Origin of the sequence: Salinibacterium sp. UTAS2018 (genome assembly GCF_004118935.1) — a bacterium.
GTDB lineage: Bacteria > Actinomycetota > Actinomycetes > Actinomycetales > Microbacteriaceae > Rhodoglobus.
Genome location: NZ_CP035375.1, coordinates 226,418 through 253,100 on the forward strand (window position 1 = coordinate 226,418; position 26,683 = coordinate 253,100).

18 protein-coding genes, 3 rRNA genes and 1 riboswitch are annotated in these 26,683 nt (G+C 59.8%); of the genes, 15 read left to right on the forward strand and 6 right to left on the reverse strand.

What is annotated here, in order from left to right; genetic code table 11:
* Positions 1-104: 104 nt before the first annotated feature.
* On the reverse strand, positions 105-1,541 hold the full coding sequence (locus tag ESZ53_RS01105) for a GuaB1 family IMP dehydrogenase-related protein (protein ID WP_129071150.1): 1,437 nt from the start codon (positions 1,539-1,541) through the stop codon (positions 105-107).
* 180 nt (positions 1,542-1,721) lie between these two features.
* Between ESZ53_RS01105 and ESZ53_RS01110 the strand changes: the two genes are divergently transcribed.
* Complete coding sequence (locus ESZ53_RS01110; protein WP_129071151.1) at positions 1,722-5,576, forward strand: multifunctional oxoglutarate decarboxylase/oxoglutarate dehydrogenase thiamine pyrophosphate-binding subunit/dihydrolipoyllysine-residue succinyltransferase subunit; 3,855 nt, start codon at positions 1,722-1,724, stop codon at positions 5,574-5,576.
* A 133-nt stretch (positions 5,577-5,709) separates the two neighbouring features.
* Here ESZ53_RS01110 and ESZ53_RS01115 read toward each other — a convergent pair whose 3' ends face one another.
* Together ESZ53_RS01115 and ESZ53_RS01120 are read right to left on the reverse strand one after the other, a co-directional pair.
* Complete coding sequence (locus tag ESZ53_RS01115; protein ID WP_129071152.1) at positions 5,710-5,943, reverse strand: anti-sigma factor; 234 nt, start codon at positions 5,941-5,943, stop codon at positions 5,710-5,712.
* Complete coding sequence (locus ESZ53_RS01120) at positions 5,940-6,566, reverse strand: sigma-70 family RNA polymerase sigma factor (protein WP_231595736.1); 627 nt, start codon at positions 6,564-6,566, stop codon at positions 5,940-5,942. Before ESZ53_RS01120 ends, ESZ53_RS01115 begins: the two co-directional genes overlap by 4 nt.
* Positions 6,567-6,675: 109 nt before the next feature.
* On the opposite strand from ESZ53_RS01120, the gene aroA reads away from it, so the two are divergent.
* The 7 genes from aroA to ESZ53_RS01155 all read left to right on the forward strand — a co-directional run bounded on the left by aroA (position 6,676) and on the right by ESZ53_RS01155 (position 14,730).
* Entirely contained in the window at positions 6,676-8,082 is a 1,407-nt protein-coding gene (gene aroA, locus ESZ53_RS01125; RefSeq protein ID WP_129071154.1) for a 3-phosphoshikimate 1-carboxyvinyltransferase, read from the forward strand.
* A 2-nt stretch (positions 8,083-8,084) separates the two neighbouring features.
* Complete coding sequence (gene rsgA / locus ESZ53_RS01130; RefSeq protein WP_129071155.1) at positions 8,085-9,146, forward strand: ribosome small subunit-dependent GTPase A; 1,062 nt, start codon at positions 8,085-8,087, stop codon at positions 9,144-9,146.
* 2 nt (positions 9,147-9,148) lie between these two features.
* Positions 9,149-9,940 carry an inositol monophosphatase family protein gene (locus tag ESZ53_RS01135; protein WP_129071156.1) on the forward strand — a complete coding sequence of 264 codons (792 nt, stop codon included), beginning with the start codon at positions 9,149-9,151 and terminating at the stop codon, positions 9,938-9,940.
* Positions 9,941-10,035: 95 nt separating this feature from the next.
* Positions 10,036-10,536 (forward strand): septum formation family protein, encoded by a 501-nt coding sequence (locus ESZ53_RS01140; RefSeq protein ID WP_129071157.1) that lies wholly within the window; start codon positions 10,036-10,038, stop codon positions 10,534-10,536.
* A 159-nt stretch (positions 10,537-10,695) separates the two neighbouring features.
* The gene (locus ESZ53_RS01145; RefSeq protein ID WP_129071158.1) at positions 10,696-12,006 is read left to right on the forward strand and encodes a bifunctional alpha/beta hydrolase/OsmC family protein; all 1,311 of its coding nucleotides are present in this window, start codon (positions 10,696-10,698) and stop codon (positions 12,004-12,006) included.
* A 72-nt stretch (positions 12,007-12,078) separates the two neighbouring features.
* Entirely contained in the window at positions 12,079-12,906 is an 828-nt protein-coding gene (locus ESZ53_RS01150; RefSeq protein ID WP_129071159.1) for a siderophore-interacting protein, read from the forward strand.
* A gap of 132 nt (positions 12,907-13,038) precedes the next feature.
* A riboswitch (glycine riboswitch) is annotated at positions 13,039-13,134 on the forward strand.
* A gap of 204 nt (positions 13,135-13,338) precedes the next feature.
* Complete coding sequence (locus ESZ53_RS01155) at positions 13,339-14,730, forward strand: L-serine ammonia-lyase (protein WP_210403848.1); 1,392 nt, start codon at positions 13,339-13,341, stop codon at positions 14,728-14,730.
* A gap of 112 nt (positions 14,731-14,842) precedes the next feature.
* Here ESZ53_RS01155 and ESZ53_RS01160 read toward each other — a convergent pair whose 3' ends face one another.
* Positions 14,843-15,586: a pyrimidine reductase family protein gene (locus ESZ53_RS01160; protein ID WP_129071161.1), complete on the reverse strand. Its 744-nt coding sequence runs from the start codon at positions 15,584-15,586 to the stop codon at positions 14,843-14,845.
* 3 nt (positions 15,587-15,589) lie between these two features.
* A complete protein-coding gene (gene folP, locus ESZ53_RS01165) occupies positions 15,590-16,495 on the reverse strand; it encodes a dihydropteroate synthase (RefSeq protein WP_129071162.1) in 906 nt (301 codons plus the stop codon).
* Between the two features lie 115 nt (positions 16,496-16,610).
* Between folP and ESZ53_RS01170 the strand changes: the two genes are divergently transcribed.
* Positions 16,611-16,973 carry a DUF488 domain-containing protein gene (locus ESZ53_RS01170; RefSeq protein WP_129071163.1) on the forward strand — a complete coding sequence of 121 codons (363 nt, stop codon included), beginning with the start codon at positions 16,611-16,613 and terminating at the stop codon, positions 16,971-16,973.
* Between the two features lie 28 nt (positions 16,974-17,001).
* Here the strand turns inward: ESZ53_RS01170 and ESZ53_RS01175 are convergent, their stop codons facing one another.
* Positions 17,002-17,220 carry an SCO4848 family membrane protein gene (locus ESZ53_RS01175; RefSeq protein WP_129071164.1) on the reverse strand — a complete coding sequence of 73 codons (219 nt, stop codon included), beginning with the start codon at positions 17,218-17,220 and terminating at the stop codon, positions 17,002-17,004.
* Between the two features lie 65 nt (positions 17,221-17,285).
* Between ESZ53_RS01175 and ESZ53_RS01180 the strand changes: the two genes are divergently transcribed.
* The 6 genes from ESZ53_RS01180 (at position 17,286) to ESZ53_RS01205 (ending at position 26,682) form a co-directional block, all read left to right on the forward strand.
* Positions 17,286-17,948, forward strand: a complete 663-nt coding sequence (locus tag ESZ53_RS01180; RefSeq protein ID WP_129071165.1) for a YigZ family protein — start codon at positions 17,286-17,288, stop codon at positions 17,946-17,948.
* Positions 17,949-18,749: 801 nt separating this feature from the next.
* Positions 18,750-20,274 (forward strand): 16S ribosomal RNA (locus ESZ53_RS01185).
* Positions 20,275-20,782: 508 nt separating this feature from the next.
* Positions 20,783-23,902: ribosomal RNA gene (locus ESZ53_RS01190) — 23S ribosomal RNA — on the forward strand.
* 181 nt (positions 23,903-24,083) lie between these two features.
* Positions 24,084-24,200: ribosomal RNA gene (gene rrf, locus ESZ53_RS01195) — 5S ribosomal RNA — on the forward strand.
* The 16S, 23S and 5S rRNA genes sit together here, the layout of an rRNA operon.
* Positions 24,201-24,287: 87 nt before the next feature.
* A complete protein-coding gene (locus ESZ53_RS14380; RefSeq protein ID WP_210403820.1) occupies positions 24,288-25,694 on the forward strand; it encodes a hypothetical protein in 1,407 nt (468 codons plus the stop codon).
* On the forward strand, positions 25,684-26,682 hold the full coding sequence (locus ESZ53_RS01205; RefSeq protein ID WP_129071166.1) for an HAD-IIA family hydrolase: 999 nt from the start codon (positions 25,684-25,686) through the stop codon (positions 26,680-26,682). Before ESZ53_RS14380 ends, ESZ53_RS01205 begins: the two co-directional genes overlap by 11 nt.
* Position 26,683 lies beyond the last annotated feature (1 nt).

Below are 26,683 nucleotides of genomic sequence, written 5' to 3' on the forward strand. Positions count from 1 at the left end.
ACAAGGGGAAGTCGCGCGGAACAAGGCCCGGGCGACCACTAGAGGGAGGGTCGTCCATTATGGCCTTGAGTATAGGACAAATTGCTGGGGAATAAACGACAGCTTTACCAACTCACGGGCAACGCTTTACCCTCCTCGTACCCTGCTGCCGACTGGATTCCCACGAGAGCGCGCTCACGAAACTCGCGCAGATTTGCCGCCCCGGCATAGGTGCACGAACTGCGCACCCCTGACGTGATCATGTCCACTAGGTCGTCAATAGAAGGGCGGGCGGGGTCGAGGTAGATCTTCGACCCCGAAATTCCCTCTGCGAAGAGTTCCTTGCGAGCAAGTTCGTAGGCATCGAGTCCTCCGAAACGAGCCCGCACTGCCTTCGTGGATGCCATACCCCAACTGGTTTTGTAGAGAGCGCCAGCATCGTCGGTGCGCAATTCTCCCGGCGCCTCGATCGTGCCGGCAAACCATGAGCCAATCATGACGGATGCTGCGCCGGCGGCGAGCGCGAGGGCAACGTCGCGGGGGTACCGCACCCCGCCATCGGCCCACACGCGGGCGCCGAGCTCGCGTGCGGTCGCGGCGGTCTCGAGAACGGCGGAGAACTGGGGCCGACCAACCGCGGTCATCATGCGCGTCGTGCACATAGCGCCAGGGCCAACGCCCACCTTAATAATTGTGGCGCCCGCCGTCACGAGGTCGCGCACTGCGGCACTCGTAACGACGTTGCCCGCGACCAGAGGTACGCCCAAGTTGAGCGCTGCAACGATCTCGACAGCCCGCACCATTCCCTCTTGGTGGCCGTGCGCGGTGTCGAGAACGAGCGTGCTCGCGCCGGCAGCCACCAGAGCGCGGGCCTTCGCTGCAACGTCACCGTTGATTCCGAGTGCTGCAGCGACTGCGAGCTTGCCTTCACTGTCGAGCGCGGGCGTGTAGAGGGTGGAACGGAGCGCGCTCGTCTTGCTCGTGGTACCGACAACCGTGCCCGCATCCACGACGGGGGCGAAATCGAGGTCACGCTCGACAAGCAGATCAAAAAGCTCGCGGGCATTGCCAAAATCTGCGCGATCGATGGCGCGCATATCGCCGTCGGCGATATCGCCCAGTTCGGCACCGGGCAGTGCCGTGGCCAAACGTTCGGCGTGCACAACTCCGGCGAGCGCACCGTCGTTCATCAATACGACACCATGACCCGGGAGCGGTGGAACCACGAGTAGGGCGTGTTCGACGGTGTCCTGCGGGGTCAAGAACACGGCGGAGTCGATATCGGCGGGTTGAGCGCGCACCCACGCCAGAGCATCCGCCATCTCAGTATCGCTAAGGTCTTGCGGCAGCACGCCGAGCCCACCACGACGAGCGAGACTGGCGGCCAAGCGCGGCCCGGTGACCGAATTCATATTTGAAGCGACGAGAGGGATCGTGGCCGACGTGCCATCTCCTGGCGCGAGCGAGACCGACATGCGGCTCCCCACCGCGGAGTGGCTCGGTACCAAAAACACGTCCGAGTAGGTCAAATCATGGGTGGGCGTGGTCTCGTAAAAATCCATGGTCACGAGCCTAAAGGTCACCACTCGAAAACAATCTGCAAAAAAGTCACGAAAATAACGAAGATCGCCGCCTCACGGCCAGCAGACGCACAACAAAGCGATTAACATTGGTGGGGATGTCTGGCGCGCAGACTGCGCGTCGTTTTTGTGAACACCAGAACTGAAAGTAGGCGGTTTGACGTGTCAGGCCAAGTAACCGGAATCGCAGCGGACGGAGACTCCTCGGGCGACTTCGGGGCCAACGAATGGTTGGTTGACGAGATGTACGCAAAGTACCTCGAAGACAAGAACCTTGTGGATGAGGCCTGGTGGCCCTTCCTCGAGAACTATCATCCGTCGAAAGATTCGACTCCCACCACGACGGCTCCCGCGGCGACGACGCCCACTGCCGCGGCTGCAGCACCGGCGACGACGCCCGCCGCTCCGCAGCCCGCCACCGCAGCTTCCCCCGCAGCCGCCGCAACACCCGCGGCGCCGGCAGCACCGGCAGCGGCACCCGCCGAAAAGCCCTTCGTGGATGAGGCGAACCCCAGCACGGGCAGCCAGCCCATCGCCCGCACCACGTCGGTCGAGGCGAAGCCCCAACCGATCCCCGCCGAGGCGCCGACCACGACTCCCATCGAGACGCTGAAGGCTGAGGCTGCCGCCAAGCCGAAAACCGAGAACGTCGTTGCCCCGCTGCGTGGCGCTGCGAAGGCTCTCGCTTCGAACATGGACTCGAGCCTCACCGTTCCCACCGCCACGAGTGTTCGTACTATTCCGGCGAAGCTCATGATCGACAACCGTATTGTCATCAACAATCACCTCAAGCGTGCTCGCGGTGGAAAAGTGTCGTTCACCCACCTCATCGCCTGGGCGATCATCGAGACTCTCAAAGAGTTTCCGAGCCAGAACGTTTTCTACGATGAGCCCAACGGCAAGCCTTCGGTTGTCACTCCGGCCCACATCAACCTCGGTATTGCCATTGACATGCCGAAACCTGATGGCACTCGCGCGCTCGTAGTTCCCGGCATCAAGAATGCCGAGACCATGGGCTTTGGCGAGTTCCTTGCCGCGTATGAAGACGTCGTGTCGCGTGCCCGCGCTAACAAGCTGACCGGCCCCGATTACATGGGCAACACGATCTCTCTCACCAACCCGGGCGGTATCGGCACCGAGCATTCGGTCCCCCGCCTCATGCGTGGCTCAGGAACAATCGTTGGCGCTGGAGCGCTGGAGTACCCGGCCGAGTTCCAGGGAGCGAGCCTTCGTACCCTCACCGAGCTCGGTATCGGCAAGACCGTAACCCTCACGAGCACCTACGACCACCGTGTCATTCAGGGCGCTGGTTCGGGTGAGTTCCTCAAGAAGATTCACGAGCGACTCATCGGCGGCAACAACTTCTACGAAGACATCTTCGCGGCGTTGCGCATCCCGTACGACCCCATCCACTGGGCCAACGACATCAACGTCGATCTCGCCGACAACATCAACAAGACGTCGCGCGTTCACGAGCTCATCAACTCGTTCCGCGTTCGCGGTCATCTCATGGCTGACACCGATCCGCTTGAGTACCGCCAGCGTTCGCACCCCGACCTCGACATCTCGAGCCACGGACTTACGTTCTGGGATCTTGACCGCGAGTTCGTCACCGGCGGTTTCGGTGGCAAGCGTCAGGCGCTACTGCGCGAAATCCTTGGCACTCTGCGCGACGCCTACTGCCGCACTGTCGGTATTGAGTACATGCACATTCAGAACCCGGAGCAGCGTCGCTGGATCCAGGATCACGTCGAGAAGCCGTACACCAAGCCGACCCACGACGAGCAGATGCGCATCTTGGGCAAGCTCAACGAAGCGGAAGCTTTCGAGACGTTCTTGCAGACCAAGTACGTCGGTCAGAAGCGCTTCAGTCTCGAAGGTGGCGAATCCACGATCGCGTTGCTGGATGCCGTCATTCAGAAGGCTGCCGAAGCTAACCTTGAAGAGGTTGCTATTGGCATGGCCCACCGTGGTCGCCTGAGCGTTCTCACCAACATCGCGGGAAAGACCTACGGTCAAATCTTCCGCGAGTTCGAGGGCACTCAAGACCCCCGCACTGTGCAGGGTTCGGGCGACGTCAAGTATCACCTGGGAACCGAGGGCACTTTCACTGCCGCCGACGGTCGCCAGATCCCGGTCTACCTCGCCGCTAACCCTTCGCACCTCGAAGCGGTCGATGGTGTGCTTGAGGGCATCGTTCGCGCCAAGCAAGACCGCCGCCCCATTGGTTCGTACGCGGTCCTGCCCGTAATGGTGCACGGAGACGCGGCGATGGCCGGTCAGGGCATCGTCGTTGAGATCTTGCAGATGTCACAGCTGCGCGCATACCGCACGGGTGGCACCATCCACGTCAACATCAACAACCAGGTTGGATTTACGACTCCGCCCAGCGAGGGCCGTACTTCGCAGTACTCCACCGATGTCGCTAAGACTGTTCAGGCACCGATCTTCCACGTGAACGGTGACGACCCTGAGGCCGTCGTTCGCGTAGCGGAGCTCGCCTTCGCGTACCGCCAGAAGTTCCACCGCGACGTGGTTATCGACCTCATCTGCTACCGCCGCCGTGGCCACAATGAGGGAGACGACCCCTCGATGACGCAGCCGCTCATGTACAACCTGATCGAGGCCAAGCGCTCCGTTCGTACCCTCTACACCGAGGGTCTCGTTGGTCGTGGCGATATCACTCAGGAAGAGTACGAAGCCAGCCATCAGGACTTCCAAGACCGCCTCGAGCGTGCTTTCGCCGAAACGCATGCCGCTCAGACCGGTTCGATGCCGATCCTCACCAAGGACGGCAGCGGAGTCTCTGACCTTGAGCGTCCCGGCTCTCAACGTGACGACGCCATCGGCGAGCCCATCACCACGGGAATCGACGAAAGCGTTGTTCAACTCATTGGCGACGCTCATGCCAACCCGCCAGCAAACTTCACCGTGCATAAGAAGCTTCAGGCGCTGCTCAAGAAGCGCACCGATATGAGCCGCAAGGGCGGAATCGACTGGGCCTTCGCCGAGTTGCTCGCGATCGGTTCTGTTCTCCTCGAGGGAACCCCGGTGCGTATGGCGGGTCAGGATGCTCGTCGAGGCACGTTTGTTCAGCGTCACGCCGTACTCCACGACCGCGAAAACGGTCAAGAGTGGCTGCCGCTGCAGAATCTCTCCGAGAACCAGTCACGCTTCTGGATCTACGATTCGCTGCTCAGCGAGTACGCGGCTCTCGGCTTCGAGTACGGCTACTCAGTAGAGCGTGCCGACGCTCTCGTGATGTGGGAAGCCCAGTTCGGTGACTTCGCCAACGGCGCACAAATCGTCGTGGATGAGTTCATCTCGAGCGCTGAGCAGAAGTGGGCACAACGCTCAAGTGTTGTCATGCTGCTGCCGCACGGCTACGAGGGTCAAGGCCCCGACCACTCCTCCGCCCGCATCGAGCGCTACCTTCAGATGTGTGCCGAGAACAACATGATCGTGGCTCGCCCGTCGACTCCGGCATCGTATTTCCACCTGCTGCGTCGTCAGGCTTACTCGCGTCCGCGCCGTCCCCTGATCGTGTTCACTCCCAAGGCGATGCTTCGCCTGCGCGGTGCCACGAGCGACGTTGCTGACTTCACGAGTGGCCGTTTCGAGCCCGTTCTTGACGACGTGCGTCTCGACGACAAGTCGGCCGTCACTCGGGTTATTGTCACATCGGGCAAGACGTACTACGACATCGTCGCCGAGCTCGACAAGCGCGAGATCAAGCACATCGCCGTCGTGCGCATGGAGCAGTTCTACCCGCTCCCCGTTACCGACATGACCACAGTGCTTGACCAGTACCCGAACGCTGACATCGTGTGGACTCAGGATGAGCCTGAGAACCAGGGCGCTTGGCCGTTCATCAGTCTGGAGCTGCAACGCCACATTCAGTCTCGTGACATCAAGCTCGCGTCACGTCCGGCATCCGCCTCACCGGCGACCGGTTCCTCGAAGCGCAGCGCTCTCGAGCAAGCTGAATTGATCGACCACGCGATTACCCAGCCGTAACCGCAACCGCGTTAACGAAAAGCGGGCATCTTCTTCGGAGGATGCCCGCTTTTCTGTGTCGTGATCACTGAACTCAGTGAACACGGTGCGCCGGGAGCACTAGGCGTGCTCGGCGTGCTCGGCGTTAGAGTTCTTACTTCGCGTCTGCCAGCTTCGACAGAATCGCGCTCCGCAAATCATCGGGCGCTGTTTCGCGACAGGCCTGTTTCACCTTGAGCTTCAACGCGAGAGCAACGAGGTGTTCGCTCGAGCACGACTCGCAGTTGTCCAGATGATCAGAGACATCCTGAAAATCCGCTTCGTTCAGTTCGCGGTCGAGGTATTCCTCGAGTTCAGCTTTTGCTTTTTCGCAACCGCAGTCGGTCATTTGGTGCTCCTTGATGCTGCAGGCGTGCCGGGGGTGCGGTCACGCGCATAGTCGGCCAGTAGTTCACGCAACATGCGACGGCCACGGTGCAGTCGACTCATTACGGTGCCTACGGGGGTTTTCATGATGTCGGCGATCTCTTGATACGAGAAGCCTTCGACGTCGGCAAAGTAGACCGCAAGGCGGAAGTCTTCGGGGATCGACTGCAGCGCATCCTTCACCGCACTATCGGGCAAGTGATCGATCGCTTCTGCTTCAGCCGAGCGCGTCGAGACGGATTGGGTGACCGACTCAGCGCCGCCCAATTGCCAATCTTCAAGTTCGTCAATAGTGCCCTGATAAGGGTTGCGCTGGTTCTTGCGATAAATATTGATGAACGTGTTGGTCTGGATGCGATACAGCCAGGCCTTCAGGTTCGTGCCTTGCTGAAATTGACCGAACGCCTGAAACGCTTTGATGAAGGTCTCTTGAACGAGATCTGCAGCGTCGGTGGGGTTGCGGGTCATGCGCATTGCGGCGCCGAAAAGCTGGTCCATAAAGGGCAGCGCCTGCTCTTCGAACTGTCGTCGCTTGTCGTCAGCGGCAGCTTCGGTGGCGCTGGGCTCAACTCTGTCGGTAGTCATTAGCGACAATTCTAGTTCGCTGATAACCACATCCTGCTGAGTACTCAGTACTGCTGTCATACGGGCGCCTCCTCCGTGGGGTCTTAAACGCCGATACTCTTAGTAACTGATGTTCGTATCTAAGTATTCCAACCCAGAGTTCAGCCCGTATGACGACGAGACGGTGCCAGACACCACGGTGCCCGGAAACTGGCCAGCACCGACCGTTACTCACGCCCTCTCGGCATCGCTGAGTTTGCCGGGCAGTAAGAGTCTCACGAACCGCGAATTGGTTCTGGCGGCTCTCTCCGATGGCCCCTCGCGCCTGCACTCTCCGCTGCACTCGCGCGACAGTGCCCTCATGATCCAGGCCTTGCGCGCTCTCGGCGTCGGGATCACAGAGATCCCCACCGGTAACGCCTTCGGTCCCGACCTGCAGGTCACCCCCGGTGAGCTTGAGGGGGGAACATCCATCGACTGCGGCCTTGCCGGCACAGTGATGCGCTTCCTTCCTCCCGTTGCCGCTCTCGCGCTTGGCCCTGTCGCGTTCGATGGCGATGAGGCAGCCCTTCGCCGCCCGATGCGCACCACAATTGACTCGCTGCGCGCTTTGGGCGTCGATGTCTCCGACGATGGCCGCGGAACCCTTCCCTTCAGCCTGTACGGCATGGGCACGGTTGCCGGTGGCGAAGTCAGTATCGATGCTTCGGCATCCAGCCAGTTCGTCTCGGGACTGCTGCTCGCAGCGGCGCGCTTCGATAACGGCTTGACGCTGCGTCACACCGGCGAGAAGCTGCCGAGCATGCCGCACATTGAGATGACGATCGAATGCCTCGCTGCTCGCGGCGTTGTTGTCGAGAGCCCCGAGCCCGGCGTCTGGATTGTGCCCGCAGGGCCGATCCGCGCCATCGATGTGGTTCTGGAACCCGACCTCTCTAACGCTGCACCGTTCTTGGCTGCCGCTGTTGTTGCGGGGGGTTCAGTCACGATCGAGGGATGGCCTGAGACCACCACGCAGGTCGGTGCCGACCTCGAGCAACTGCTCCCGCTGTTTGGCGCGACGGCCATTCGCAAGGATGGCGCGCTCACGATCGATGGCGGTGTTGGCGTCGTCGGCGGTCAGCGCTACCCCGGAGTCGAACTCGACCTCTCGACCGGTGGCGAACTCGCTCCCGCGATCGTCGCCCTCGCTGCTCTGGCATCCTCTGCCAGCACTATTACCGGGATCGGTCATTTGCGCGGTCATGAAACAGACCGCCTTGCTGCTCTGCGCACCGAGATCAACGCGCTCGGCGGATCCGTCACCGAACTCGATGACGGGCTTCACATCGAGCCCGCCGCCCTGCACGGCGGTATCTGGCACAGCTACGAAGATCACCGAATGTCGACCGCCGGCGCCATTATTGGCCTCGCGATCGAGGGCGTGGAGATCGAGGGCATCGAATCGACCGCTAAGACGCTCCCCCAGTTCCCCGAACTGTGGCGCACCCTCGTCGGCGATGCGCCCCTCACCACCAACACTCTCGGGCTGCTCTAACGATGAGCTGGCTCACCGGCGACGACGACGATGACGACCGCGCCTACAGCGAATACGACGAGAGTTCGGTGCGCATGCGCCCGAACCCGAAGGCCAATAAGCCCCGCAGCAAGATTCGCCCGCAGCATTCGGATGCCATCGAGGGTCGCGTGTTCAGCGTGGACCGTGGCCGCTACGGTGTGTGGGTAGCCGAGGGAACCCCTGAGGAGCGCCAAATCATCGCGGCACGCGCTCGCGAGCTCGGCCGCAACCAGCACGGCAAAGTTTCCGTCGTCACCGGCGACTGGGTTGACCTTGTGGGTGACACGAGTGGCACCGAAGGAACGCTGTCCCGCATCGTTCGCATCCGCGAACGCACCACACTGCTGCGCCGAAGCGCCGATGATACGGATGCCGTAGAACGCATCATTGTCGCCAACGCCGATCAGATGCTCATCGTTGTTGCCGCGGCTGACCCCGAGCCACGACCGCGACTCGTCGACCGCTATCTTGTTGCTGCCTACGATGCGGGAATCGATCCGATTCTGTGCATCACCAAAACTGACTTGCAGGATCCGGCTCCGTTCTTGCAGAATTTCGCCGGTCTTAATCTGAAGGTCATCGCAAGCCGCTCTGACGAGGTTCCTCTCGACGAGTTGAGGGCTGCCCTGGAAGGGCACACGACCGTTGCGGTTGGCCACTCGGGCGTTGGCAAGTCCACCCTTGTCAACGCTTTGGTGCCGGACGCTAACCGTGCCGTCGGACGCGTCAATTCGGTGACCGGCCGCGGTCGTCATACCTCATCGTCGACGATGTCGTACCGAGTGGGTTCCGGCTGGGTCGTCGATACTCCGGGCGTGCGCTCGTTTGGACTCGGGCACATCGATCCCAGCAAGATACTGTCGTCGTTCACTGATCTGGCAGAACTTGCTGAGGAGTGCCCCCGCGGCTGCACCCACTTACCGGATGCTCCCGACTGCGCTATTTCCGAGGCTGTTGCTGCTGGCGCTCTCGGCGAGGTCGGCCGGCTGCGTCTGGACTCATTCCAGCGGCTCATTACGACACTCGGTTCCGCTAGCGTGTAGCTGTGACCGAATACACTCTCGCCGACGATCTTTCCCTTGCCCTCGCTCTCGCGGGCGACGCTGACCTCATCTCCCTCGATCGCTTCACTGCGCTCGATCTCGAGGTCACGACGAAGCCTGACCGCACTCCGGTAACGGATGCTGACAAGGCTGTCGAGCGCAGCATTCGTGCGGGCATCGCCGCTGCACGACCGGGCGACTCGATTCTCGGTGAAGAGTACGGCGAGGCCGGTGACTCGAACCGCCAGTGGATCATCGACCCCATCGACGGCACCTCCAATTTTCTGCGCGGCGTCCCGATCTGGGGCACTCTCATTTCGCTCGTCATCGATGGCGTGCCGCAAGTTGGCGTCGTCAGCTCTCCGGCCCTCGGCAAACGCTGGTGGGCCGCGACCGGTCACGGCGCCTTCGCACAGGCCCGCGATGAAGAGCCCGAGCAGATTTTCGTGAGCAAAGTGGCCGCGTTAGACGCCGCATCCATCAGCTACAACAGCTTGTCGGGCTGGGATGGCGCTGGCCGCTTGGATGCCGCTGTCGCACTCACTCGCGCCACGTGGCGTTCGCGTGCGATCGGTGACATGTGGGCGTACATGTTGCTTGCCGAAGGGGCATTGGACCTCGTGGGCGAGTTTGATCTGCAGCCTTATGACATGGCGGCGCTCATCCCGATCGTGCAGGAGGCCGGTGGCCGCTTCACCTCGGTGGACGGTGAAGAGGGTCCATGGCACGGTAGTGCGCTCGCCACAAACGGCATTCTTCATAACGATTCGTTGAACTTTCTGCGATCTCATTAGCAGTTCACCCCATTTCGTTACCTGTGAAAAGGCTGTGTTCGCTAAGATTGTCGGGTACTAAGCGCGACACATTCACACGAAAGAGACCCACTTTTATGACGACTGAGACAATCTGGCGCCGCTCAATCGCGATCGCCGCGGTTGCCGCCGCCGCTGTAGTCCTGAGCGGATGCAGCATCCTCGACCAGGTCACTGACGAGATCAGTGACGCTGTCGATCCGGGCGCCGGCACCACTCAGGACATCTTCACTCTCGTCGTTGGCGACTGTGAAGTGGGCCACCAGGACGGTGGAGAGGTCTCCAGCACGAAAACCATCGACTGCGCCGAGCCTCACGACGCCGAGGTATACGCTGCTTCATACCTCGATGAAGGCGACTTCCCCGGTGACAGCGTCATCGAAGAGCAGGCCACGAATGATTGCTACGCCGGGTTCAGCAGCTTCATGGGCGTCGAGTACGAAGACTCGGTCTACGACTTCTCTTGGTACTACCCCACCGAGGGCAGCTGGTCAGAGGGCGATCGTGAGATCCTCTGCCTCGTCTATGACCCCGCGGGAAATGAGATCACCGGTTCGCTCGCGGACTCGGGTTTGTAACAGCTCTGTGGTGAATTAGTCACCTTGGAACGGTCGGCGGAGGAACTCTCCTCGCCGGCCGTTCTTTCGTTCCGGGAAGAACACCGTCGCCGCCAGCGTTGCATTGTGTGCCTCCATGCGAAACGCTGGAAGCACGACAGAACAGGGCGGTAACGAACCATGAAGATCGAATTCCCCGGCTCCACCGGCACCATGCTCGCCGCCCGCCTTGACCTTCCCGAGGGATCACCTTCGGCCTACGCACTCTTTGCCCACTGCTTCACGTGCTCCAAGGACTCCTTCGCCGCTTCGCGCATTTCACGCGCTCTCGTCGCTTATGGCATCGCCGTGTTGCGCTTCGACTTCACCGGTCTAGGCGGATCAGATGGAGACTTTTCGAACACCAACTTCAGTTCGAACATTGACGATGTCGTGGCCGCCACCGAGTATCTCCGCGACAACTACCGGGCACCCACCATTCTCATCGGACATTCCTTGGGCGGTGCCGCGGTACTCGCCGCCGCTCACCGCGTTCCCTCGACCCGCGCGGTCGCGACTCTCGGCAGCCCGAGCGATCCGGCCCACATCAGCAACCTATTCGCTGACGCGAGCGCCGAGATCGTCGCCGAGGGCGAAGCTAATGTGCAGTTGGGTGGGCGCCCTTTCCGCATCCGTAAACAACTACTCGATGACATCGCCGCCCAGCCCCAAGCGGCACGCCTGCGCAAGTTGAACGCAGCCCTGCTCGTACTGCACTCCCCGATCGACCAAACCGTCGGGGTTGATAACGCGCGCGAAATCTTCGACGCTGCACGGCATCCCAAGTCCTTCGTGGCTCTGGATGGGGCTGATCACCTTCTCAGCGACCGGGATGACGCCACCTTCGCAGCGAGCGTGATTGCCGCCTGGGCGGCGCGCTACGCTTTCGATCGCTCCGATGTTTCAGCTGGTGTTTCGGCCTCAGCCGCACAGCGCACCTCAGTCCCGGCGGAGCCCGCCCCCGCAACCGCAACCGGCGCAGCACCGAGTGTAAACCCCAGCGCAACCGTGACCGTCGATGGCAGCGCTGTCATTGTCACCGAGAGCGGTCCGGCGCGATACGAGCAGCGGGTCTTCGCTTCCGGCCACGAAATTATCGCCGATGAGCCGCAACCGCTCAGCGAGAACCACGGGGCCGCTCCCTACGATTTCATTCTGGCGGGTCTTGGTACCTGCACCTCGATAACTATCCGTATGTACGCGGACCGCAAGAAGATACCGCTCACCGGCGTCAGCGTGCGACTCATGCGGGAACGAATTGCTGCGGCAGACTGCGACCACTGCACGTCAACTGAGGGAATGGTTGAGCACTTCACGCGCGAACTCACCTTCGACGGCGAACTCACCGACGAGCAACGCGACTCGCTCCTCGTGATCGCCGATAAGTGCCCCGTTCACCGCTCTCTCGAGGGTGAAATCTCGATAACCACGACACTCACTGGCACTCAGTAGCCCAGACAGATACAGTAGTTAGGCAACCCTAACTTTTTAGCGAAATGAGCCGGCGCCCAGCGCCAACCGTTTATGACTTTTGAACGCGAAACCGTCAAGCACCCCTTCGCCTTGCGTCACCTCACCGTGAGTGCTGTGAGCCACCCCACGCCCTCAATCGCTCGCATCACCCTCACCGGAGATGAACTCGATGGATTCGTGAGCGGTGGCCCCACAGACCACGTCAAGGTGTTCTTCCCCGACCCCGCGACCGGCATCCTTACCCCGCCCACCGTGACCGCCGATGGCTTTAAGCGAGCCGGCGACAGCAAAGTTATTTACCGCGACTACACCCCGCTCGGCTTTCGCAGCGACGGGGTCCGTCACGAACTCGACCTTGACTTCGTCGCCCACGGTGACGAAGGAGTAGCCTCCGCCTGGGCTGCACACGCGAGCGTGGGCGACCCGATCATGATTGCCGGCCCGCGCGGTTCGCGCTTTCTGCCTCAGGGTGCAACCCACGTGATCCTGATCGCTGACGAAACAGCACTGCCCTCCGCATCGCGTTGGATAGATATGCTTCCGACGTCGGTCCGCATCACCGCGCTGTTCGATGTTGCCGATGAAAGCATGGAGGCTTACTTCAGCGACGAGCTCAAGGCCCGGATGACCGCGCAGTGGTTCTACCGTCGCGAGGGTCTCGGCCAGCTAGACGCAGCACTCCGCTCGTTGGGCGAGATTGGCGAATCGACCTTTGTCTTTATGGCCGGTGAGGCTGCAACCCTCGTTCCGTTGCGCCGCTATTTGCGTCGAGAACTCGGTCTGCCCAAAAAGCAGGTAACCGCTGACGGATACTGGCGCCGCGGAGTGGCGAACGCTGACCACCATGCGCCGCTCGATCCGACCGACCCCGACGAGTAGAGCCTTTCGTGAGCACGTGGGAGCGCGGCTGGTTACCTGCTCCACGTGCTCTACTGAGCACCTAACCCCCTCCATTTTTCCGGTCAGTGAATTGAGCCCGAGTGTATGCTGAGGGCACAAGTGAACAGCCGTCATTCCGCCGCGGGAGAGTCCTTCCGATCGTGGGTTGGCGCCGTAGGAGCAAACCCTCTCCGGGAATCTCTCAGGCCCCAGTACCGCAGTGGATAGGCAACTCTGAAAAGTAGTCGGCCCAGCCCGACTCGCCGACGGGGCAACGCAACGCCACAAGCGTGCGGAAACTCTCAGGCCCGATACAGAGCGGAGAGGACTCGACGACACCCGCACGACGTTGTGTGGTGAAGAAACGGAGTCACCGTGGCCATTCGCAATCTGACCCCCACCACCGAAGTCCCGACCCCCTCTCTCGAAGAAGTGCCCCTCAGCAGCTTCGATCTCTTCACTGTCGGCATCGGCCCTTCCAGCTCGCACACCGTCGGCCCGATGCGCGCAGCGGCATCATTTGCCGCCGATCTTGCTGAGCACGGGATGCTCGACTCCGTCGCCACAGTGAGCGTGCGCCTCTACGGCTCTCTTGCTGCAACCGGCGCCGGCCACGGCACGATGAGTGCCGTGCTCATAGGGCTCGAAGGCAACCTTCCCGACCAGGTCCTGCCTGCTGAGATGGAAAAGATTCTGGCAAGAATCGAAGAGTCGGGAATGCTCAGCTTGGCGGGGAGTCACGAAGTACCGTTGCGCGAGTCCGGGATTGCACTGCACCCGCTGACCGTTCTCGACGGGCATCCGAACGGTATGCGTTTTGCCGCATTCTCGGATGCCGGCGACCCCATTCTCGAGGCGACCTACTTCTCCATCGGTGGGGGTTTCATCTATCGGGAGGGAGACAACCGCGATGGCGCCAACGGCCTTGACCACATCGCGGACCCGCTCCCCTTCCGCACGGCAGCTCAGCTACTCGCGCACTGCCGCTCCGAGGGTCTTCCCTTCAGCGGCGTGATGCTGCGAAACGAGCTTGCGCGCCGCACTGAAGCCGATGTGCGCGCCGGTCTGCTGCACATCCGCGATGTCATGGACGAGTGCAAGAACAACAGCCTCGAGCGCACGGGTAATCTGCCCGGCACGCTCAAGGTTCGTCGCCGCGCTCCCGACTGGCACGCGCGACTGCGAAAGGAAGACCCACACCGCGACCCGGCATTTTGGCAGGAGTGGGTCAATCTCGTGGCTCTCGCTGTCAATGAAGAGAACGCCTCCGGTGGCCGTGTCGTCACAGCGCCTACCAACGGTGCCGCTGGCATTATCCCCGCCGTGCTCTTCTACGCGACGCATTACGCTCCCGGCATGAAAGACGCCGACCAGTCGATGAAGGATGACGCTACCGTGCGCTTCTTGCTTGCCAGCGCGGCCGTGGGCGTGCTCTACAAGCGCATGGCATCGATCTCGGGCGCTGAGGTCGGATGCCAGGGAGAAGTCGGCTCAGCATCGTCGATGGCCGCTGCCGGCCTGGCCGAGATTCTCGGCGGAACGCCCGAGCAGGTAGAAAATGCCGCAGAGATCGCGATGGAACACAACCTAGGGCTCACGTGTGATCCCATCGGCGGACTAGTGCAGATCCCCTGCATCGAACGCAATGCGATTGCGGCCGCCAAGGCCATCAATGCCGCAAAAATGGCACTGTGGGGCGACGGAACGCACCGAGTTTCTCTGGATGAGGTCATCATCACGATGGCCGAGACCGGAAAAGACATGAGCTCGCGCTACAAAGAGACGTCGTTGGGCGGTCTTGCCGTCAACGTAGTCGAGTGCTAGGAGCAAGTCACGCGCGACGAGCCTTAGCTGCCGTCGCGCCGGTCCACGCCCCGAGCGACTCGCGCGACCAGCGCGACCTGCGCGAACGAATCCGCGGCACACGCCGACGCTTCTAGGCGCGCGTGTACCTCAGAAGCAGTGTGCCATCCGCTGCACTGAACGCATGGGCCAGCATCATGTCTTGAGGCGTTGCCTCCGCGGCGTCAACGATCCGGCGCGCTGAGCCGCCTTCGAGTCGCGGGCTAATGGTCAGGCACAATTCGTCGACTACTCCCTGCGCGATCATCGTGGCGAATAAAGTCGGCCCACCCTCACTGTGCAATTGCGGATACCCACGCTCGGCCAGCGCATGCTTGAGCTCGACCGTGTCGACTTGGGAGTCTCCCGCGATAATCACGTCTGCCACTTCCTCGATCCGCTTCCGTTGCTCGGCCGAGGCCTGCTCAGTGGTAATCACGAACGGCCGCGTGGCGTATGACTCAAGGTCTTTCGGTTCCAGACGCAGTGATGCGGTCACGATGGCGAAGGGCGGCTGCGCGCTGAGGCCGTTTGCGGTTCGCCAGGCTACTGACTCCTCGTCGAGAGCGAGATTGCGGTAGCCCTCGTGACGCACGGTGCCAGCACCGACGACTATGACATCCGCAAGCCGGCGCAGCAGCGGAAACACTCGTCCGTCGGCCGGTGTGCCCAAGCCGCCCGAGACACCCTCGTGGGTAGCGGCTCCATCGATGCTCGAGACGAAGTTGGCACGCAGCCATGGCTTCGCACGCTCCGCCGCTGCGTAGCTCGCGAGCAACTGCTCATCGGTCAGAGCGACGCCTGCAGTAAGGGGATGGATGTCGGATGCAGCGGCCACGGTCTACCTTTCGTTGGCGTCGGACATATTGTGCTTGAGTTCCGCCGGCTGCCGGAGCCCAAGAATCGCTTCTGCCATTCGCACGGCATCCACGGTCTCCGTTACCTCATGAGCGCGCACGACGCGCGCGCCGTTGAGCACACAGGCAACGGCAGCGGCCAACGAGCCCGCCAGCCGCTCTCGCTTCGGTTTCTCCAGCACCTCACCGATGAAGTCCTTATTCGACAGCGCGACGAGTGTCGGCAGCCCCAAGTCGGCAATCACGTCGAGTCGGCGCGTGAGCTCAAGGCTATGAAGAGTGTTCTTGTTGAGGTCGTGACCAGGATCGACAAAGAGACGGTCGTCCGGAACTCCAGCGTCCATCGCTCGATCAACGCGGCTCTGGAGAAAGTCGCGCACCTCGATAGCAACATCGTCGTACTGTGGACGAGCAAATTGGGTTCGCGGTTGAGCCCGCGAATGCACCAACACCAGCGACGCTTCGCTATCGGCCACGACGCGAGCTAAATCGGGATCGCTGAGTCCCGTGGTGTCGTTGATCACGGTCGCCCCGGCGGCGATGCTGCGGCGCGCCACCTCCGCGTGGAAGGTATCGACTGAGATCACGACGTTGGATTCCTCTCGCAGTGCTTCCACGACCGGAACAACGCGATCACACTCATCCTCAACGCTCAGCGGATCGCCCGGAGCGAACGGCACTCCCCCGATATCGATCCAATCCGCGCCATCATGGACCGCACGCAGAGACGCCGAAACGGCGTCCTCGAGTGCGTAGTTGACGCCGGCATCATAGAAGGAGTCAGGCGTGCGGTTAACGATTGCCATCACCGCCACGCGCTGCGAAAAGTCGAAGGTTCGATCACCGATGGTGCGGCGCGGGTTTCGCAACGGGGGGAGCATAAAACTCATACTCCCTATACTGGGCGACGATACTGACAACTCCATTCGAATCATAGAATTCACAACGAGAAGCTGGCCACTGTCGCACCACGACAGGCCCACGCTCAGTGAGAAAGGGCTGAGGATGACCGACGTGACCATTGCCCGCATCTACGAGCAGCCGCGGGTCGTCGATGGTTTCCGCGTCCTAGTTGATCGCTTGTGGCCCCGCGGCGTGAGCAAGCTGGCGGCACAAGTCGACGAGTGGAACAAAGATCTCGCCCCCAGCACAGCGCTCCGCAACTGGTGGAACCACGACCCCGACTTGTTCGACGACTTCGCAGTTCGTTATCGAGCGGAGTTAGACAAGTGTCTGGAGGTCGCGGCTGCCATCGATCAACTGCGCACCCACCACACGGTGACTCTGCTCTATGCCGCGCGGGATCCCGAGATTAACCACGCGATCATTCTCCGCGACTATGTCTTACGCGCTCTCGCAGTCGAGTAGGCCTGAGCTAGGCGCCCTTCGCGGTGCGCTACGAGCGGGAGAGCAGCAACACGCCGGCGATAACGGATGCCGCAGCAATAGCGAGAGCGATGCCGAGGAGCACTGCGTGGACGCGGTAGAACGCGGTCGTTCCGCCCGCTGCATCCCGAGCTCGCGAGTCACTACTGACTCTCTTGAAGAAGCGAGGCCAGGCCACCACGTTGAACAGTGCACTAACAAAAAGAACGATTGCCGCAAACAACTCCATGCGCTCAAGCCTACGCCCACGCCCCGATTCCCCCGGGCGCGTTGGCTATGCGCGACAATGGTCGAATGCCTGAATTCACCCTTCGCGGAGGACCTGGAGCCAGCGTCCACGCTGAACTCGAGGTGAAGCGTTCCCGCTTCCTGTGCACAGTCGTGCGGGTCGCGACGGAGGACGACGCCCGCGATGTCATCGAACTCGCGCGCAAGACCCACTGGGACGCTCGCCATCACTGCTCAGCCTTCGTCCTTGGCTCCACAACGGAACCGTCACAGGTGCGGCGCTCCAATGACGACGGCGAGCCCTCTGGCACCGCGGGGAGGCCGATCCTCGACGCTCTCACCGGTCGCAATCTCATCGACTGTGTCGCAGTCGTGTCACGCTACTTCGGCGGAACCTTGCTGGGCACCGGAGGGCTCATTCGCGCCTACTCCGATGCTGCGGCGCGCGCTGTCGACGCCGCCCGTGATGCACACCGTCTTGTGGCGCGCGAACGCCGCGATATCTTTCAGTTGTCGCTTGGGCATTCGGATGCCGGACGCATCGAAGCAGAGCTCCGTCACCAGGGAATCACAGTGCTCGGCACGGACTACGGCGCGCGGGCCGTGCTCACGCTAGCGACGGATGCGGGGAGCACCGCTGACCTCGCTGCCCGCGTCGCGGCTGTCACAGCTGGCGCGTCCCGTCTTGAGCCCGCTGGCTCGGAATGGGTGGATGCTGAGCCCGAGTAAGAACTCGGGTCAATCGTCCTTTCTTCCGGAATGCCAGGCACCTACAACTCGGCGCTGTCACGTCCGGTTACCGTCGCGTCTGAAAAGGATCGTTAACGCAAGAAAGCCACCCGATAGAAGTACTTTTCAGTACCCCTACGGGTGGCTTTCTCACAATTTAGCGACACGCCCGGGATGCGCATCGTGTTGGTGGGGCACTCAGAATGCACGTATTGTTCTTTCTAGTCACCCCAAAGGTGCGGAAAACGAAGTCAGCTTTTGCTGCTGAGTTTCCGGCCTCAAGTGGGGGCGAACATCCTCCAGTTTCTTTATGAAACTGGTCGAGTCAAATGCTGGTTTACCTCTTGCAGGTTGTGGCATCAGATCTTAGGATGAGTACCCGCTTCATGCGTGTGTCGGTTGGTTGTTTTGGGCTGTTTTAGTCCGGGATTGCTGGTTTGACAAACAGTCTGAAGCTGGTAAGTTAGACAGGTTGCCTCCCGCAGTCAAGCGGGGGTTGCCAACACAGGTTTTGAAAGCCCTGGGGTGAAGCCGTTTGCGGTGGAGGTCAGGAGCGTCCGATCCTTGAGAACTCAACAGCGTGCACAATGTCAAATGCCAAAAACCCGACTGTGCTTAATATGATCGTCCCGTTCGGGTCGTGATTGTGGGTGCAGCGGATTCCTTTGGAAATAGATATAAACAAACAAAGCAAGTCAGTATTGATTTGTTCTGTCAGTTTCAAACTTGTCGCCTCGACGTCCTATTCCGGACGCGGGTGACGCAAGATGTGCATCGATTGCTTGTTGGTGCAATCAAACATTTATGGAGAGTTTGATCCTGGCTCAGGATGAACGCTGGCGGCGTGCTTAACACATGCAAGTCGAACGATGAAGCTGGAGCTTGCTCTGGTGGATTAGTGGCGAACGGGTGAGTAACACGTGAGTAACCTGCCCTTGACTCTGGAATAAGCGTTGGAAACGACGTCTAATACCGGATACGAGCTTCCGCCGCATGGTGAGGAGCTGGAAAGAATTTCGGTCAAGGATGGACTCGCGGCCTATCAGGTAGTTGGTGAGGTAATGGCTCACCAAGCCTACGACGGGTAGCCGGCCTGAGAGGGTGACCGGCCACACTGGAACTGAGACACGGTCCAGACTCCTACGGGAGGCAGCAGTGGGGAATATTGCACAATGGGCGCAAGCCTGATGCAGCAACGCCGCGTGAGGGACGACGGCCTTCGGGTTGTAAACCTCTTTTAGTAGGGAAGAAGCGAAAGTGACGGTACCTGCAGAAAAAGCACCGGCTAACTACGTGCCAGCAGCCGCGGTAATACGTAGGGTGCAAGCGTTATCCGGAATTATTGGGCGTAAAGAGCTCGTAGGCGGTTTGTCGCGTCTGCTGTGAAAACTGGGGGCTCAACCCCCAGCCTGCAGTGGGTACGGGCAGACTAGAGTGCGGTAGGGGAGATTGGAATTCCTGGTGTAGCGGTGGAATGCGCAGATATCAGGAGGAACACCAATGGCGAAGGCAGATCTCTGGGCCGTTACTGACGCTGAGGAGCGAAAGCATGGGGAGCGAACAGGATTAGATACCCTGGTAGTCCATGCCGTAAACGTTGGGAACTAGATGTAGGGGCCATTCCACGGTTTCTGTGTCGCAGCTAACGCATTAAGTTCCCCGCCTGGGGAGTACGGCCGCAAGGCTAAAACTCAAAGGAATTGACGGGGGCCCGCACAAGCGGCGGAGCATGCGGATTAATTCGATGCAACGCGAAGAACCTTACCAAGACTTGACATATACGAGAACGGGCTAGAAATAGTTCACTCTTTGGACACTCGTAAACAGGTGGTGCATGGTTGTCGTCAGCTCGTGTCGTGAGATGTTGGGTTAAGTCCCGCAACGAGCGCAACCCTCGTTCTTTGTTGCCAGCACGTAATGGTGGGAACTCAAAGGAGACTGCCGGGGTCAACTCGGAGGAAGGTGGGGATGACGTCAAATCATCATGCCCCTTATGTCTTGGGCTTCACGCATGCTACAATGGCCGATACAAAGGGCTGCAATACCGCGAGGTGGAGCGAATCCCAAAAAGTCGGTCTCAGTTCGGATTGAGGTCTGCAACTCGACCTCATGAAGTCGGAGTCGCTAGTAATCGCAGATCAGCAACGCTGCGGTGAATACGTTCCCGGGCCTTGTACACACCGCCCGTCAAGTCATGAAAGTCGGTAACACCCGAAGCCAGTGGCCTAACCCGCAAGGGGAGGAGCTGTCGAAGGTGGGATTGGTAATTAGGACTAAGTCGTAACAAGGTAGCCGTACCGGAAGGTGCGGCTGGATCACCTCCTTTCTAAGGAGCATGTGCAACTCGGTTTTCGTCTCTGCGGTATACACAGAGTCAAAGATTGCCGAATTTATGTTGCATAAGTCGTACTGCCCTGTTCGGGGTAGACGGCGCTCATGGGTGGAACATTGACATTGTGATCAGAGGAACTGTTGTTTCTTTAGTACGCCAGCTTTTGTTGGTTGGAACGAGGGGTTTCAGGGGTGCTGGTCTTTGCACGTTGTTGGGTCCTGAGGGACCGGCCATGAACCTTTGGGTTCGTGTTCGTACCTTAGGGCCGGAACATCCGTAAGGGTGTTTGGGTCTAACGGATCCTGGTGCCATCTCCGACTTGTTGGGGGTGGTGGAGGATACCGCCCGTATTTTGAGAACTACACAGTGGACGCGAGCATCTTAGATTCGACCGAAAGGTCGAATCACAAGAAATAACAATTGCTGTCATGCCTTTGGGTGTGGCAGTTCATTGGTCAATCTCAACACTTTGGTGTTGCGATCGATTCTTATACTCATGTGATATCAATTTTCTAAGAGCAAACGGTGGATGCCTTGGCATCTGGAGCCGAAGAAGGACGTATAAATCTGCGATAAGCCTCGGGGAGCTGATAATAGAGCTTTGATCCGAGGATTTCCGAATGGGGAAACCCCGCTGGGCGTTGCAAGACGACTCAGTGACTCCCGCCTGAATATATAGGGCGGGTAGAGGGAACGTGGGGAAGTGAAACATCTCAGTACCCACAGGAAGAGAAAACAACCGTGATTCCGTTAGTAGTGGCGAGCGAAACCGGACGAGGCCAAACCGATCATGTGTGATAGCCGGCAGGCGTTGCATGGTCGGGGTAGTGGGACTTTTCAGCTGTTACTGCCGTACAGCAAGGATTACAACGATATATAGACGAATGGGATTGAAAGCCCAGCCATAGACGGTGCCAGCCCGGTAGTCGAAATGTGTCAATGGTCCGAAGAGTATCCCAAGTAGCACGGGGCCCGAGAAATCCCGTGTGAATCTGTCAGGACCACCTGATAAGCCTAAATACTTCCAGATGACCGATAGCGGACAAGTACCGTGAGGGAAAGGTGAAAAGTACCCCGGGAGGGGAGTGAAATAGTACCTGAAACCGTTTGCTTACAAACCGTTGGAGCAGCCTTAGTAGCTGTGACAGCGTGCCTTTTGAAGAATGAGCCTGCGAGTTAGTGATCAGTGGCGAGGTTAACCCGTGTGGGGCAGCCGTAGCGAAAGCGAGTCTTAATAGGGCGTTTTAGTCGCTGGTTCTAGACCCGAAGCGAAGTGATCTATCCATGGCCAGGTTGAAGCGCGTGTAAGAGCGCGTGGAGGACCGAACCCACTTAGGTTGAAAACTGAGGGGATGAGCTGTGGATAGGGGTGAAAGGCCAATCAAACTTCGTGATAGCTGGTTCTCTCCGAAATGCATTTAGGTGCAGCGTTGCGTGTTTCTTGCCGGAGGTAGAGCTACTGGATAGCTGATGGGCCCTAAAAGGTTACTGACGTTAGCCAAACTCCGAATGCCGGTAAGTGAGAGCGCAGCAGTGAGACGGTGGGGGATAAGCTTCATCGTCGAGAGGGTAACAGCCCAGACTACCAACTAAGGTCCCCAAGCGTGTGCTAAGTGGGAAAGGATGTGGAGTTGCATAGACAACCAGGAGGTTGGCTTAGAAGCAGCCACCCTTGAAAGAGTGCGTAATAGCTCACTGGTCAAGTGATTCCGCGCCGACAATGTAACGGGGCTCAAGCACACCACCGAAGTTGTAGATTTCGTATTTTAGGTAAGCCTTCGTGGTTCAGCCGTACGGAGTGGTAGGAGAGCGTCGTGTGGGCAGTGAAGCGGCGGTGTAAACCAGCCGTGGAGCCTACACGAGTGAGAATGCAGGCATGAGTAGCGAAAGACGGGCGAGAAACCCGTCCTCCGAATGATCAAGGGTTCCAGGGCCAGGCTAATCCGCCCTGGGTAAGTCGGGACCTAAGGCGAGGCCGACAGGCGTAGTCGATGGACAACGGGTTGATATTCCCGTACTGACGAAGAACCGCCCAAACTAATCCAGTGATGCTAAGTATCTGAATCCCCTAGATGGATCCCTTCGGGGTGAAGCGTGGGGCCTAGCGTACGACCCTATGCTGGTGCGGTTAGCGTATTAACAGGTGTGACGCAGGAAGGTAGCTGAGCCGGGCGATGGTTGTCCCGGTCTAAGAATGTAGGCCGAGAGATAGGCAAATCCGTCTCTCATTAAGGCTGAGACTCGATGGGTAGTCCTCACGGACGAAATCAGTGATCCTATGCTGCCAAGAAAAGCATCGACGCGAGGTTCAAGTTACCCGTACCCCAAACCGACTCAGGTGATCAGGTAGAGAATACTAAGGAGATCGAGAGAATCGTGGTTAAGGAACTCGGCAAAATGCCCCCGTAACTTCGGGATAAGGGGGGCCTAAGGCGTGAACGGACTTGCTCCGGGAGCGCTGCAGGGCCGCAGAGACCAGTGGGAAGCGACTGTTTACTAAAAACACAGGTCCGTGCTAAGTCGCAAGACGATGTATACGGACTGACGCCTGCCCGGTGCTGGAAGGTTAAGAGGAACGGTTAGCCGTAAGGCGAAGCTGTGAATTTAAGCCCCAGTAAACGGCGGTGGTAACTATAACCATCCTAAGGTAGCGAAATTCCTTGTCGGGTAAGTTCCGACCTGCACGAATGGCGTAACGACTTCCCAGCTGTCTCAACCGCGAACTCGGCGAAATTGCACTACGAGTAAAGATGCTCGTTACGCGCAGAAGGACGGAAAGACCCCGTGACCTTTACTATAGCTTTGTATTGGTGTTCGGTGTGGCCTGTGTAGGATAGGTGGGAGACTGTGAAGCTTGGACGCTAGTTCAGGTGGAGTCATTGTTGAAATACCACTCTGGTCATATTGGATATCTAACTTCGGACCGTAATCCGGTTCAGGGACAGTGCATGGTGGGTAGTTTAACTGGGGCGGTTGCCTCCCAAAAAGTAACGGAGGCGCCCAAAGGTTCCCTCAACCTGGTTGGTAATCAGGTGTCGAGTGTAAGTGCACAAGGGAGCTTGACTGTGAGACTGACAAGTCGAGCAGGGACGAAAGTCGGGACTAGTGATCCGGCAGTGGCTTGTGGAAGCGCTGTCGCTCAACGGATAAAAGGTACCTCGGGGATAACAGGCTGATCTTGCCCAAGAGTCCATATCGACGGCATGGTTTGGCACCTCGATGTCGGCTCGTCGCATCCTGGGGCTGGAGTAGGTCCCAAGGGTTGGGCTGTTCGCCCATTAAAGCGGTACGCGAGCTGGGTTTAGAACGTCGTGAGACAGTTCGGTCCCTATCCTCTGCGCGCGCAGGAAATTTGAGAAGATCTATCCCTAGTACGAGAGGACCGGGATGGACGAACCTCTGGTGTGTCAGTTGTTCCGCCAGGAGCACCGCTGATTAGCTACGTTCGGAATGGATAACCGCTGAAAGCATCTAAGCGGGAAGCCAGCTTCAAGATGAGATTTCCATGGCCTTAGGGCTGAGAGACTCGCAGCTAGACTACTGCGTTGATAGGCTGGATGTGGAAGCAGGGACTAAAGACCTGTGGAGCTGACCAGTACTAATATGTCGACAAATTGATAACACCCCACCTCACTGGGCGACCTTAGGGTTGTCGAATGGTGACTGAGAAGAATTCTCGCGTCCACTTTGTGGTTCCCGATTTACGGTCGGGAACTGCGCCCAGCACACACTGCTGAGCACCCACCTTGGTGGAATGCTCTGTGATGTGAACTGGCCCAGACTGATACATAAATCAATAGTGTTTCGGCGGCCATAGCGAGAGGGAAACGCCCGGTTACATTCCGAACCCGGAAGCTAAGACTCTCTGCGCCGATGGTACTGCAAGGGGGACCTTGTGGGAGAGTAGGACACCGCCGGACTTAAATTGTGAAATGGCCACCACTGTGTTTAATAGACACAGAGGTGGCTATTTTGCGTTAAGTTCCACCCATATTCAGGAGCAATTTGTGAGCGATTCGTCAGGTAACGACGGCCGGCGCGACAGCCGTCCCCACGGAAGCCGTTCAGGCGCGCCTCGATCCGGTGGACGACCCACCGGCGGACGCCCCGGCGAAGGACGCCCGAGCGATGGAAGGCCACGCCGCGACAACGCTGCTGGCGGACCCGCTCGCGGTAAGCCCGCATCCAATTCAGACCGCCCGTGGCGCGACAAGCCAGCGGGCGAAGACCGTCGCCCCCGCCGTGACGGCGACAGCAGTGACCGTTCACCTCGCCGTGATTCCTCGGCAAGCGACGACCGCCGCCCGCCGCGCAGCAACGACAGCGATTCCCGGCCACAGCGTTCGGGAGATCGTGACTCGCGTCCACCACGTTCCGGCGATCGTCCCGATAGGGGAGACCGGCCGGCACGCCCGTTCCGTTCCGATGGCTCCGGGCGCCCCGAGCGCGGCGGACGTCCTGACCGCGGATCCGATCGCCGCGGTGGCCCCGACGAAAAACGACTCTGGACCAAGGGCGGTGCGCCCGCACGAGGAGACCGTAACGCCAGCGAACGCGAGCCTGAAGAGGATCGCGATCCTTTCGGCATCCGCTCGGTTCGTGCGTTCCACCAGGCACCCGAGATTCCCGATGGAATCACGCCGAAAATGCTCGACCGTGTTGCCTCCAACGAGTTGAAGACCCTCAGCAAGGAGAATGCGGAAGGCGTCGCGCTTCACCTCGTGATGGTGTCGCAGCTCATTGAAGAAGACCCTGAGCTGGCTCATCAGCATGCTATTTCGGCCGCCCGCCGTGCCGGCCGTATCGGCGTAGTTCGCGAGACTCTCGCGATCACTGCCTACGCCACTGGTGACTACGCGCTCGCTCTTCGCGAGCTGCGCACATACCGCCGTATTACGGGTCGCGATGACCAACTGCCCATGATGGTGGATAGCGAGCGTGGCCTCGAGCGCCCTGAGCGCGCTCTTGAACTCGGACGTTCGGTGAAGCGCGGCACTCTGTCGGTGCCCGTGCAGGTCGAACTGGCTATCGCGATGTCCGGTGCACGCCTCGACCTCGGTCAGGCCGAAGAAGCGCTCATTGAATTGCAAATCCCGCAGTTGGACCCTACGACGGCGTTCACTTACAGCCCAGCACTCTTCGGCGCTTACGGAACTGTTCTTGAGGAACTGGGCCGTGATGATGAAGCTGCGACGTGGTTCGGCCGAGCGGATGTTGCGGCTGAGGCTCTCGGCGACGATGACGACGACATGATCGAGGTTATCGAAGAAGATATTGAATTTGACGACGAAGAAGTAGATGCGGCTGTCGTTTCTGACGAATCTAACTCCGAAACTGAGGGTACCGATGGGGCTGTGGACATCGCTGAAGAAGCGGACGGGAACGACAGCAAAAGCACCTCAGATGAGCAGTAAAACTCCTCTGACGGGCATCGATCTCGTACTCGCTGATCTGGATGGCGTGATCTACCGCGGCGCTGACGCGATTCCTCATGCCGTTGAGAGTATGAACGCGATTGAGGGCGCCCAGGTCGCTTACATCACGAACAATGCCTCGCGCACCGATGCATCCGTCGCTGAGCACTTGAGCGAGCTCGGTCTTACCGTGGTTCCGCACGACGTTGTGACGTCGCCGCAAGCCGCCATGGGGTTGCTCCGTGACCTCGTACCCGCCGGCTCGACCATCATGGTTGTTGGTGGCGACGGTCTCACTGACGAGCTTGAGAAGTCGGGTTTTGTCGTCACGCGATCAGCGGATGACTCGCCGGCGGCTGTTGTGCAGGGATTCGCTCCGCATGTGGGCTGGAAAGATCTCGCCGAAGCGTCGTTCGCTCTCAAGGGTGGCGACGACGGCATCCCGTGGATCGCGACCAACACTGACTGGACGATTCCGCAGGCTCGGGGCACCGCTCCCGGCAACGGAACGCTCGTCTCGGCCGTGCACTCTGCGGTGGGCCGTTTGCCAATCGTTGCTGGCAAGCCAGAGGTCGCTATTTTTGAAGAAGCATTCCGCCGTTACGAGTCGCGTTCGGCGCTCATGATTGGCGACCGCCTTGACACCGATATTCTCGGAGCCAATCGTGCCGGCATCCCGTCGCTGCTCGTGCTGACCGGAATCGACCAGGCCAAGCAAGTGCTGGCGTGCATTCCGGATGAGCGTCCGACGATGATCGTCGACGACCTGCGCGGACTGCTTGAGCCCTACCCTGAAACTGTGGTCACGCACGACGGCGCTGCCGTAGTGACGACCGTCGGAACCGCGACTGTGCGCCTTGAGGCTCAGCGTTTGACAGTAACGGAGACCGGAACAGCGATCGACCGCTTGCGTGCCGGCGCTGCAGCAATTTGGAACTCGGGGAGCGCCATCTACGCCCTCGAAGTGCCCGCGGAGCTATATTCGTGAG

Bases quoted from the DNA above. Each gene is read 5' to 3' on its own strand.
- ESZ53_RS01105 (WP_129071150.1), bottom strand. From the start codon at position 1,541: ATGGATTTTTACGAGACCACGCCCACCCATGATTTGACCTACTCGGAC.
- ESZ53_RS01115 (WP_129071152.1), bottom strand. From the start codon at position 5,943: ATGACCGACTGCGGTTGCGAAAAAGCAAAAGCTGAACTCGAGGAATAC.
- ESZ53_RS01120 (WP_231595736.1), bottom strand. From the start codon at position 6,566: ATGACTACCGACAGAGTTGAGCCCAGCGCCACCGAAGCTGCCGCTGAC.
- aroA (WP_129071154.1), top strand. From the start codon at position 6,676: ATGTTCGTATCTAAGTATTCCAACCCAGAGTTCAGCCCGTATGACGAC.
- rsgA (WP_129071155.1), top strand. From the start codon at position 8,085: ATGAGCTGGCTCACCGGCGACGACGACGATGACGACCGCGCCTACAGC.
- ESZ53_RS01140 (WP_129071157.1), top strand. From the start codon at position 10,036: ATGACGACTGAGACAATCTGGCGCCGCTCAATCGCGATCGCCGCGGTT.
- ESZ53_RS01145 (WP_129071158.1), top strand. From the start codon at position 10,696: ATGAAGATCGAATTCCCCGGCTCCACCGGCACCATGCTCGCCGCCCGC.
- ESZ53_RS01150 (WP_129071159.1), top strand. From the start codon at position 12,079: ATGACTTTTGAACGCGAAACCGTCAAGCACCCCTTCGCCTTGCGTCAC.
- folP (WP_129071162.1), bottom strand. From the start codon at position 16,495: ATGAGTTTTATGCTCCCCCCGTTGCGAAACCCGCGCCGCACCATCGGT.
- ESZ53_RS01170 (WP_129071163.1), top strand. From the start codon at position 16,611: ATGACCGACGTGACCATTGCCCGCATCTACGAGCAGCCGCGGGTCGTC.
- ESZ53_RS01175 (WP_129071164.1), bottom strand. From the start codon at position 17,220: ATGGAGTTGTTTGCGGCAATCGTTCTTTTTGTTAGTGCACTGTTCAAC.
- ESZ53_RS01180 (WP_129071165.1), top strand. From the start codon at position 17,286: ATGCCTGAATTCACCCTTCGCGGAGGACCTGGAGCCAGCGTCCACGCT.
- ESZ53_RS01205 (WP_129071166.1), top strand. From the start codon at position 25,684: ATGAGCAGTAAAACTCCTCTGACGGGCATCGATCTCGTACTCGCTGAT.